The sequence below is a fragment of the Clostridium sp. YIM B02500 genome, from assembly GCF_022324665.1.
Taxonomy (GTDB): Bacteria; Bacillota; Clostridia; order Clostridiales; family Clostridiaceae; genus Clostridium; species Clostridium beijerinckii.
This window is the reverse complement of record NZ_JAKGTE010000064.1, coordinates 1-11,469: the sequence shown is the minus strand read 5'-3', so window position 1 is coordinate 11,469 and position 11,469 is coordinate 1. Positions and strand designations below refer to the sequence as shown.

Annotated in this window: 8 protein-coding genes and 1 tRNA gene; all 9 read left to right on the top strand. The window is 28.0% G+C overall.

What is annotated here, in order from left to right:
* Positions 1-114 precede the first annotated feature (114 nt).
* The 9 genes from L1S46_RS25905 to L1S46_RS25865 all read left to right on the top strand — a co-directional run bounded on the left by L1S46_RS25905 (position 115) and on the right by L1S46_RS25865 (position 11,089).
* A tRNA-Arg gene (locus L1S46_RS25905) sits at positions 115-191 on the top strand.
* An 899-nt stretch (positions 192-1,090) separates the two neighbouring features.
* Positions 1,091-2,203 carry a hydrolase gene (locus L1S46_RS25900; protein ID WP_238901394.1) on the top strand — a complete coding sequence of 371 codons (1,113 nt, stop codon included), beginning with the start codon at positions 1,091-1,093 and terminating at the stop codon, positions 2,201-2,203.
* A gap of 285 nt (positions 2,204-2,488) precedes the next feature.
* Positions 2,489-4,537, top strand: coding sequence for an MASE3 domain-containing protein (locus L1S46_RS25895; RefSeq protein WP_238901392.1), 2,049 nt, complete (start codon positions 2,489-2,491; stop codon positions 4,535-4,537).
* A 102-nt stretch (positions 4,538-4,639) separates the two neighbouring features.
* Positions 4,640-5,023, top strand: a complete 384-nt coding sequence (locus L1S46_RS25890; RefSeq protein WP_238901390.1) for a hypothetical protein — start codon at positions 4,640-4,642, stop codon at positions 5,021-5,023.
* Between the two features lie 6 nt (positions 5,024-5,029).
* Positions 5,030-5,659, top strand: a complete 630-nt coding sequence (locus tag L1S46_RS25885) for a normocyte-binding protein (RefSeq protein ID WP_238901388.1) — start codon at positions 5,030-5,032, stop codon at positions 5,657-5,659.
* Positions 5,659-5,973 (top strand): hypothetical protein, encoded by a 315-nt coding sequence (locus L1S46_RS25880; protein WP_011967713.1) that lies wholly within the window; start codon positions 5,659-5,661, stop codon positions 5,971-5,973. The genes L1S46_RS25885 and L1S46_RS25880 overlap by 1 nt, the downstream gene beginning before the upstream one ends.
* A 75-nt stretch (positions 5,974-6,048) precedes the next feature.
* Entirely contained in the window at positions 6,049-8,511 is a 2,463-nt protein-coding gene (locus L1S46_RS25875) for a glutathionylspermidine synthase family protein (RefSeq protein WP_238901386.1), read from the top strand.
* Positions 8,512-8,612: 101 nt separating this feature from the next.
* The gene (locus L1S46_RS25870) at positions 8,613-8,822 is read left to right on the top strand and encodes a DUF350 domain-containing protein (protein WP_023975999.1); all 210 of its coding nucleotides are present in this window, start codon (positions 8,613-8,615) and stop codon (positions 8,820-8,822) included.
* A gap of 206 nt (positions 8,823-9,028) precedes the next feature.
* The gene (locus L1S46_RS25865; protein ID WP_238901384.1) at positions 9,029-11,089 is read left to right on the top strand and encodes a M13 family metallopeptidase; all 2,061 of its coding nucleotides are present in this window, start codon (positions 9,029-9,031) and stop codon (positions 11,087-11,089) included.
* The last annotated feature ends 380 nt before the right edge of the window (positions 11,090-11,469 follow it).

Here is an 11,469-nt window from a genome sequence, read left to right as displayed (position 1 = left end):
ATCGTATATCGGTAATACTCCAGCCTTCCAAGCTGGAAAGGTGGGTTCGATTCCCACTACCCGCTCCAAAAAACAACTGATTTCAGTTGTTTTTATTTATATAAAAATTAATATGCACTTGTAGTTCAGTTGGATAGAGCGTTGGACTTCGAATCCAGAAGTCGTGGGTTCGAATCCCACCAAGTGTACCAAGCATGAGGAATACCAGCGGCCTAAAGAAATTTAGAGCGTTGGTGTTTTTTGTTGCGGCCAAACAAAATAGATTTACCAATGATTACGGAGGCTAACGATAAATATTATAGTGTCTCCAAGATTATTAGACAATTACACAATATCAGAAAGTAACAATATAGCATATAATAAAGCCTTGGTTTGTCATAGAGATAGTAATTAACAAGGATATGCAAATGGAATGTGATTACACGCAAGATGTATTGCAAAGAATTAAGAGCTTATATAAGATGTGATTTAAGAATAGTAAATTAAAAAGGCATAAGTTTAGTATTTCAAAAGCTTAATATTATTTATTGGTGTATGGGTTGTCAGTGCACCTTTTTTTTTATTTACCTGCCGTAGTCATTGCTATGAGCATAAGTCATGCGGTTATCATAAGACAGAGCAGTTAAAAGAATATAAGTATGATATTAATTAAAGCATATAATTCACACTATAATTTAGATGATTATGGATGGTATACATAAATAAGTATATAATTAAAGTATATTATTCATATATTTGTGAGGTGAATAGTGATATGAAAAATAAAATTAATTTTAAACATATATTACTTATATTATTGTTAGTAATTATATTTTTTTTCGTTGTGGATAAGATTGTGGTGCACGAATTTATGAAAAATTCTATAGTGAGACAATAAATTTTTAATCACCCCTATTTGGGGGAATAATAATGAAATAATTTAAAAAAGTTATGTCAATATATTTAGAGATTAAAGTCTTAGCATTATTAATATAATGTAGAGTTTTCCTTGTTATTGAAATTTTTGGAAAAGTAATTCAAGAAATACGAAAACTGAGTAATGAATGTGTATGGAAATAATATACGATTAACCGATAGAGTAGGTGGTAAAATGACTAAAAGAGGAGTATTAATATTTATTACTTTAAGTATGATTACATTTGCTTTTTATGCTTATAACATTAACATAGAGTCAAGAGGATTTATTAATGAGATGATTAATAAAATAGAGGGAAAAACATTAAATTCAAAATTTCAAACAAAAATTAAATCTGGGAATTTATCAACTGACTATAATATAGATCAAGTACTTAAAGATATAGATAAATTGCAGTTGAATACTTTAAATGTTCCAGTAGTTATAAATATAGATAGTAGAACTTCTAGTAATATGACAATAGATAAAGGAAGTGAAAAGAGGGCTATTGAATTATTTGAAAAATTAAGATGGAAGAAAATAAATATAATATTAGAACCTTATCCATGGATTGAGAACGGAAGTACAGGAGAAACAGAATGGAAACCAAATAATATAGATGAGTTTTTTAATAACTGGACTAATAATGTTTTGGGAAATTTAATTAAAGATATAGCTATACCATACCATGTTGATGCATTAAACATAGGGACTAGTTTTGTGTATATGGAATCTAATGAGCAGAAAATGTGTGATATGGTTGATTATGTTAGAGATCGCTACAAAGGTTTATTAACTTATAGAACAAATTTTTGGGTTACAGCGAAAGATTTCTCACCAGAATTTACAGATAAGTATAATGAAAAATTAAATAATAAAATATTTTCAAAGGTAGATTTCATTTCTATAGCATCTTATTTTGAACTTACTTCTAATGATACTAATACTGTAGAAAATTTAATAAGTTCATTAGAGCGTACCCAAATATATGATAGAAAACAAAATATAAAGCAGGAAGTAAAAAACTTCTATGATAAATGGAATAAGCCAATTTTCTTTGGAGAATTAGGTTTTCCAAGAACTAATAAGGCTTCTGTTCAACCACATAATCCGTTGATCTCTAATATTGTAAATAATAAGGAACAGGCAAATTGCTTTGAAGCATATAGAAGTGTCTTTGAAAATGAATCTTGGAATCTTGGATTCTCTATATTTGCAATAGGTGAAACTAGTGATGATAAAAAGTATTATCCAAGTGATGAAAGTGTTGAAATCATAAGAAAATGGTATGCAAAAAATGAAAGCTAATAAAAGGATATATTTATAGGAAGTTTAATAAAAATGTATATAGGCTCTAACTTATAAAGTTTACAGTATATAGAGTTATTGTGAAGAATATGATATTCATGAGATGTTTTATGATTAGAGCCTATATATAACTTTTTAAAAGAAGTTATAAAGCTCTTAGAGCTTTCTTATAGCAACGAATACATTTACATATTTATGTATAAGTAGTAAAATAAAGAATAGTGAGATGATTAAACAAATCTAAAGATAATTTTATTAAGAAACGTTTATAAGGAGGTACACATTGTGAGTACAGGAGGAATTAGAAGGCTTTCAAAATCTATCAAATTTGAGTTGTTGATAGAATGGAGCTTTTTTTTTATTTTTATGGCATTTCTGATCATTATGAACAACTATAGTAATTTATTTTTTCATACTGGAATTGAGTTATTTATTAATTTTATTTTTGCAGTAGTATTTGTATTTTCTTTTAATACTTATAGAATTAATAAGAACAACTTTTTATTAATATTGGGAATTGGATACTTTTTTGTAGCAGTACTAGGAATATTCCATACGCTTACTTATACTGGAATGCCCTTTTTAAGCAGTATGGATGGATTAAAGATAGCAACTCAATTTTGGATTGCTTCAAGATACATGGGTGCTTTTACATGCTTGATTGCAATAATATTTAAAATAAGCCCACAAAGGAATGTAAATCCGTATGCATTATTCATTGCTTATTTTTGCATAACAGTATTTTTGATATCGTCAATATGTATATTTAAAGTTTTTCCAGATTGCTATGTGGAAAATGTGGGGTTGACCTCCTTCAAAATAGTTAGTGAATATGTATTGTGTACTGCATTTTTAATAATTGCTACTGTATTTTTTATATTCGGAAAAAATATTGATAAGTATTTATTTGTATGCTTTGAATGTTTTCTTATATTATCTGGAATATGCGAAATGTTTTTTGTAAGTTATGTAGTTCCGTCAGAATTTACCACTATAATAGGACATACTATAATGATTTTGGCTGCATATTTTTTATACAAAGGAGTTGTAGAGACGGGACTTAGAAAGCCATATAATCTTATGAATAGTGATTTATATACGGCTGATAATAAAGCGAAATTATTTGAAGAAATAATATTTAATAATGAAGAATGTCTTAATATGATAATAAACAACTCTGACAATGCAATTTTTGTTATTAGTAATAATAAGTTTATATTTGCGAACAAGAAAATGGCTGAACTCTTGGGAGCGGAAAAGGTTGAAGAAATCATAGGAATAGATATTGAGAAAATAATTACAGATGAAGCTAAAGGTGCAGTTTATAGAAGAATAGATAATGCTATATGTAATAAATTAAGTACACCATTTGTTGAAAGCAAGCTATTGAGACTTGATAGGAAAATTGTGGACATTGAAGTTACAAATAGCTTTTGTATGTATAAAGGACAACCTTCTGCTATGGTCATGCTTAGGGATATTACCTCAAGAAGGCAAATACAACTTTTAGAAAGTAACATCGAGGAAAACAAAAAATTGATAAGTAAGGCTACAGAACTTAATAAGATGATGACAGAATTCTTTTCTAATATATCCCATGAACTTAAAACACCATTGAATGTACTTCTGGGTGCTGTTCAGATCTTATCATTGTCAGGCAATGATAAAAATAAGTTAGAATCAGGTAAATACTTAAAAACAATGAAACAAAATTGCTATAGGCTTGTAAGACTTGTAAATAATCTTATTGACATATCAAAGTTTGATTCTGGATACTTTAAAATGAATCTCCAAAACTATAATGTTGTAAGTGTCATTGAAGATATAACATTATCAGTTGCAGATTATGCAAATAATAAGGGGATTGACTTAATATTTGATACAGATGTGGAAGAAAAGGATATGGCAATCGATTTGGATAAAATTGAAAGGATAATGTTAAACTTATTATCTAATGCTATTAAATTTACTGATAAAGGAGGACAGATATTGGTTAATATGTATGATAAAAAAGATAATATTGTAATATCTGTTAAAGATAATGGCGTTGGAATGCCGAAGGATAAACTAAATATGATTTTTGAAAGATTTGGACAAATAGACAAAACACTTGCGCGCAATAGCCAGGGCAGTGGTATAGGGCTATCCCTTGTAAAATCTATTGTAGATATGCATAATGGAGATATTAAGGCTTTTAGTGAATTTGGAAAAGGAAGCGAATTTGTAGTCAAGTTGCCTGTTAGATTTGTTGAAGATAAACTATCATCAGATGGACGTTTATATGAAAGTAAAGTAGAAAAGATAAGTATTGAGTTTTCAGATATATATTATTAAATTTGTAAATTTGCGTAATGATCTGTGCAGAGCACGACATGTAAGTGATGATAGATATGAGTAATATTTATTTAGTATTATAAAGTAAATGAGGAGTAAATAATGGAGATTTTTATTTATAGGACTTATAATGAGTGGTTTGATGATAAACCAACTGAGACCTTGGAGGGCGAGGTGAATTCTATATACAATGGAGTTTTAGTTATTGATACATTGGAAGACTTCAAGAAGTATAGGCAAATACTTTCGTTGAGAAACAACTTTGCGATTGTTTATAAACTTTCATATGGTTTTTTATCGTATGCTAGAGAAATCAATATTTATTCAAATTTTAATTCTTGGCAAAATTCTAATCCGGAAATTACCATTATGGGGGAAATATGTGAAAGTGAATCCACAGATAGTCACTTAGTCTTTATAACTCAAGAGGGATTTAAGCAGTGTATATCTTTATGTGGAATTTATGCAGTAACATATGAAAGGTAGGATTATATGTATCTACAAGATATAGATTTAAGAAAGGTGTATACAATATGGAAGTCAAATTTAGGGCCATTTCAAGGGTTCTTCAGAAGTACACCATTTGTTTCACTTCAAACCTATGATAATTTCATATTAAAAGAAGAAAATACATGTCAATGCAATCAAGGTGCATTGAATATAATAGTGGAAAACTGCAGCGAGAATAATTTTTTGATTGTTGATTTACCTATTGATGAGATTTTAAATTTAGCGTTTTTATTAAATAATGAATATTTTATAAAACCGATTCTAAATATTAATTTATTATTCCATCCATTTGGAATAATAGGGACAAAAGAGAATATTAATAAATTGATAAATAATGGTTTGAATTTAAAGAAAATAAGTACTGAAAAGTTCATTATGCTGATACCGTATGATAGGTATAATGATAATTGGAAGAGTGATGACTTGAAAGATAAATTGAATAATCAATATGGAATAAGTGATGATGATCTTCCAAGTGCGGATATACTAAAAATTCTTGGATACACTAAAATAACTATTTTGACTATAAATAAGATTAAAGATGACTTACAGGATTATATAAATTTTATAAATGAGGATATAGAAGTAGAAGTGATAAAGGTGAGGGGATAATGAAAGATTTCAAGCAGATAGTAAAGAAAAATAAGAGGAAAGCATTATCCATTGCGGTAGCTGCTGCATTTTTTGTAAGTGGACCGCTTGGATTTACAGGCTGTTACAACCCTCAAAAAGAAGATGACGAAGACCAAGATGGAAATGGTTCTAATTATAGTGGCGGTGGGCACGTTGGAGGGTGGAATAGTTTTAGCAGTGGTTCATCTATAAATAGTGACTCTTCTAGCAAGAGCAAAGCTAGCATATCAGATTCGTCAGTTGGTAAATCATCAGGATACTCTGGATCAAAGGGCGGAAGTTCATCAAGTTAGCATAAGCGATAAGATAATTAAAATTTTAAGTATCTTTATGTATGTAAAGAAATTATTTAGGATGTGGATTACTCTATGGAAAAACAGATTAATTATACTGAAGATGTTTTATTTAATAACTATATGGTGAGTTCTTTAGGTGAAGAGTATGTTCACTCGCAAATACCGTTTTATTTTGATAAATCAACTTATGAAAAAATGGTGTTTTATAGTGAAGAAATAAATAGAATTTCATTAAATGTACTTAAGAACATTAAGGAAGGGCATAGTGAGTTATTGAATTATTTTGATGATTTCATGTTTAAAGAAAAAATATTTAGCTTGAAATGCCCAATGTCTCCGATGTTTTGGGCCAGATATGATACTTTTAGAGACGTTGATGGGGATATTTATTTTGCAGAATTTAATTATGATAAACCTTGTGGTCAAAAAGAAATTGATTTAGCAGGTAAATGTAGTTTTGATGGAAATATAAATGTTAGTTTTATAAATAATGTAGTTAAAGAATTATTAAAAATATGTAAAGAATATGAGATGGAGAAAGAAAAAATAGATGTGGGATTTTTGATGGATCCGTGTCATTATGAAGAATTACATCACAGTTATTACTTTAAACATATTTTGAAAGATACTAATATTAACATAGTACAGGTTGGACCTAATAATTTATCTGTAAGAGATGGATATGTTTATGCATATTCTAATTTTAAGCTTAAAATAATTTTAAGATTGTTTCCTACAGAATTTTTTTATGAAATTTCTAATATAAGTGAAATATTGAATTGTGTTGATTGTGGGAATCTATTGTTAATTAACGATCCTAGAGTAATTGCTATTCAGGCAAAAGGCTTCTTCGCTTATTTATGGAATCTGGTTAAATCTGATTCAAAGCTTCTTTCAATTAGGGATAAAGAAATAATTACAAAATGTATTCCGTACACAGAAATACTAAATCAGGATGATATACAAGATGTAATAATCAATAAGGACAGCTATGTTGTTAAATCGTCCTTGGGTCGATATAGTCAAGAGGTTTACATAGGTAAGCTTTATACACAAGAAATGTGGGAAAATAAAATTAAAACTGTATCTAAAAGCAATAAAGTACATGTAAAGCAGAAGTTGATAAATATTAGACAAGAATATACTTATGCGCCTGGGAATAATAATATGAATATTCCAGTTTTGGCCTTTGGAAACTTTGGTATTTATATAATGGATTATAAAGTAGAGGGACTTTTGGTTAGATGGAGTAGAGAACTTCTAACTAATGATGATTACACATGGATGTGCCCAATAGGAGTTGAAAATTTCCCGGTTTATATAAAGGAATTTAATCCTAAAAATAGAAAAGAAATTTGGAATGAAATAATAGATGAAAGTGTATTTAAATATAATTTCACAGGAGCTTACACAAATATTTATGAATACATATCATTGAACTCACTAATTTTAAAAGAATGTGCCTATAAAGAAATGCTTTCAGTAAGTAGTAAGTTTTGTGAGATTTTAAAAAAAATATATCCATATATACAAAAAGAAATAGAACTTTTCGGGCCTATACTAGGTATACCAGAAGAACTTTATAAATTAGTTTCAACTTCATGTGCTACATCACTTTGTGCATTAGGAAGAATTGATTTTGCTATTGATAATGATGGAAGTTTGAAAATTTTAGAATTTAATTCTGAGACACCTGCAGGTTTAGTTGAAGCAATTGGATTAAATTCTATAATTAAAGAAAAACTTAATATCCAATATCAAAACCCTAATGTAAATCTCAAGGAGCATATAAAAAAATCATTTTTTAATATATTAGAAGAACTTAAGAAAATAAAGAAAGTTAAAAATATTGCTGTTGTAACTTCTTGGTATTATGAGGATATATATACAAGCAATTTAATAGCTGAAATATTAAAGGAATTGAATGAGTATAGTGTGATTTTTGGAAATATATATGATTTGAAAGTAAATAACAATAAAATTTATCTCTATGGGAATGAAATTGATGCCATTTATAGGCATTATCCATTGGACTGGTTTTCTTATGAAGATGAAATGAAAAAACTAATTGATCCTTTAAGTTCGGGACAGTACTTGATAAATCCTGGACATACACTTATAACTCAATCAAAGGCTCTATTCGCAGTTATTCATGAGCTTGTTAGAAAAAAATTCTTTTCACGTGATGATGAGGAGTTTGTTTTGAAATATATACCATATACATGCTTAGAGCCTGATAATGTTCTTTCTTTTGATTATGTAACCAAGCCATATCTTTCAAGGGAAGGAGCAGGTGTTATGTTAAGTTATGATGAAATGAGTAAAGAATTAGATGATATAGTGTTTCAAGATAGAATAAATATTAAACCGTTATATTCAAATATTTATTCAACAATGAAAGAGGAAAGCAAATACTTGTTTCCTGTAATAGGTACATATATAACAGGTGATATACCATCAGGAGTATTTACTAGAATGGGAGATTTTATAACTGATAAAAATGCAATGTATGTTGCTACATACATTGAGTGTTAATATAGGCTTTAAATTTGATTAGTGCAATATTAAAAATATACAATTATAGAAGAATATGAGCTAAGGCTAATTATTTAAATAGTAATAAGGAGGAGAGATTTATGACTGGTATTGTAAACAATATTGTAGTTAGTATTATTTTTGGATTGATAGGTATTATATTGCTGATTTTCGGATACTGCTTTTTTGATAAAGTACTAACTAAGATTGATTTTAATCAAGAATTAAAGGAGAAAAATATTGCAGTTGCTATAGTTATAGCTGGTTTTATGATTTCTATAGGAATTATAATTTCAGGAGTCGTATCTTAAAAATAATATATTTACGAAGAGTAATAATTCAAAAACCATCTTGAAATAAATAGATATTTCAAGATGGTTTTTTCTGTTTATTTTAAAAACATGAATTATTTATAGCAATAAATTAAATAATAGTATTAGGCTAACTTTAGGTGAAACGATTGGAATCGTTATTAAATAGATAATTACAATTAAAATACTAAGGAGGAGAGAGACGTATGAGAAAAATTACACTTAAGAAAATTACATCAATAATATTAGTATTATTTTTAAGTATATCAACTTCATTAAATAATACTCCATATAGCTCGGAATTTAATATAATAAGTGTTCTAAACAGTAATAGTATAGAATCATATAGTGATGCTAGGATAGAGGATGATTTTTATAATGCAGTAAATAAGGAATGGTTATCAAAGGTAAAGCTTGATGATGGATACATCTCCTATGGAACATTTGAGGAAGTATGTGGGAGAGTTAATGGAGATATTCTTAATATAATATCAGATATACAAAAAAATAAAGACAATTATGATAAGAATAGCGATGAGTTAAAAGTTTTAAACTTATATAACAACTATCTAGATATGAAAAAAAGAGATGAATTAGGGACAAAACCTTTAGTGAAATATATGAATCAAATAAATGAAATTAAGGATACGAATGATCTTAAAGCCATATTGAAGGATGATGAATTCTCATATTTTCAACCTCTAATAAACTTAGGCGTCGGTCCAGACTATAAGAATAGTAACATTAATGTTTTATATGTTTCTAGAAGTAATCTTGGATTAGGAAATTCGTTTTACTATAAGGATACTAGCGAGAAGAGTCAAAAAATAAAACAGATATATATAAATTATATAGCTAAATTACATATGCTATATGGAGAAAATGAAGATGTAGCAAGGAAAAATGCGGAAACTTTTTTTAATATTGAGAATGAATTTGCTAAAAAGATACCTTCTTATGAGGAGGAAGCTAAAGATGAAAACCGAATACAGAATTCTTATAATTTATATACAGTAAAAGAATTAAATAAGTTAATACCTAATGCAGATATACCTGGATTATTAAATAAATTAAATATTAATAATCCAAAGAAAATAATAGTGGAAAACCCAGAAGAATTAAAGTTAGTAAATTCAATTATTAGCGAAGATAATTTGGAAAATATAAAAACATATTTTAAAACCAATGTATTAATGAACACAGATAATTATTTAACATCTAAACATAGAGAGGCGTGTAATGAATTAAGAAAAGTGCTTTATGGAGTAGAATGTTCGGAATTAGATGAAGGCTCAGGGGTGAAATTTGTTAGTGGACAATTGAATGAGATTATAAGTAAATTGTACGTAAATAAACATTTTGATGATGAATCGAAGAACGATGTAGAAAAAATGTCAAAAGAGATAATTGAAAACTTTGAAGATAGACTACAAAGCAATACTTGGATGAGTAAATCAACTAAAGAGAAGGCGCTCAGAAAATTGGAAAATGTCAATGTTAAAGTGGGTTATCCTGAAAAGTGGAATGACTATAGTGATGTAGTAATAAATTCCTATGGTGAAGGAGGATCATTAGTTGATAACCTAATAAGTATATATACATCTCAAAGTAAAAAACAGTTTTCCAAGTTAAATCATGAGGTTGATAAAGATGAATGGAACATGGGGCCTTGTACTGTAAATGCCTACTACAATGCTTTAAATAATGAAATTGTATTTCCTGCAGGAATATTGCAAGCACCATTTTACGATAAAAATGCAAAAAAAGAAAAAAACCTTGGGGGAATTGGAGTTGTTATTGGACACGAACTTACTCATGCGTTCGATAATACAGGTGCTCAATTTGATGAAACTGGTAAATTAAAAAATTGGTGGAATCAAAATGACTATAAGGAATTTACAAACAGGAGTAAAAAGGTGGTGGATTATTATTCTAATATAAATATGGGGAATGAAAAGAATGTAAATGGAATATTAACCGTAGGAGAAAATATAAGTGATTTAGGTGGTATGGCTTGTGTTTTAGATATTGCAAAAAAAATGGAAGATCCTAATCTAAAGGATTTATTTGAAAACTACGCGACAGTATGGAGAGAAATATCAACGAATGAATTAAAAGAGTATTTATTAAATAACGATCCACATGCACCTAAAAAGGTAAGGGTAAATGCAGTTTTATCTCAATTTGAGGATTTTTATAAAACTTACAATATAAAAGAAGGAGATAAAATGTATGTAAGACCAGAAGATAGAGTTGGAATATGGTAAAAGAAAAATAAAAACTGAATATTGAAATCATGACATAGCGGCACTAATTAATGTGAATAAATAAAAAGTATAGTTAAACATATCCATGCGTGTCGCTGTGTTGATAAATGAGTAATAAAAAGAAAAAGAGAGAAAATAAAGAATATTTATCTTAAAATAGTGCAAAATAAAACATGAGTAATAAATATGATGATATAATAGGTTTTGTTGTCACGAGAGTTGATGAAAAATGCTAGAAATTAAAAAAAAGTGTTGACATTGATTTTGGATGATGATAAACTAAATGAGTTGCTTGAAGGCAACAAGATCTTTGAAAATTGAACAGAATAACATAAATACATTTAAGTAAACCAGCAATTTTTATTTGAGTAAGCTAAGAT

Coding starts and splice junctions, on each gene's coding strand:
- L1S46_RS25900 (WP_238901394.1), top strand. CDS start 1,091: ATGACTAAAAGAGGAGTATTAATATTTATTACTTTAAGTATGATTACA.
- L1S46_RS25890 (WP_238901390.1), top strand. CDS start 4,640: ATGGAGATTTTTATTTATAGGACTTATAATGAGTGGTTTGATGATAAA.
- L1S46_RS25885 (WP_238901388.1), top strand. CDS start 5,030: ATGTATCTACAAGATATAGATTTAAGAAAGGTGTATACAATATGGAAG.
- L1S46_RS25880 (WP_011967713.1), top strand. CDS start 5,659: ATGAAAGATTTCAAGCAGATAGTAAAGAAAAATAAGAGGAAAGCATTA.
- L1S46_RS25875 (WP_238901386.1), top strand. CDS start 6,049: ATGGAAAAACAGATTAATTATACTGAAGATGTTTTATTTAATAACTAT.
- L1S46_RS25870 (WP_023975999.1), top strand. CDS start 8,613: ATGACTGGTATTGTAAACAATATTGTAGTTAGTATTATTTTTGGATTG.
- L1S46_RS25865 (WP_238901384.1), top strand. CDS start 9,029: ATGAGAAAAATTACACTTAAGAAAATTACATCAATAATATTAGTATTA.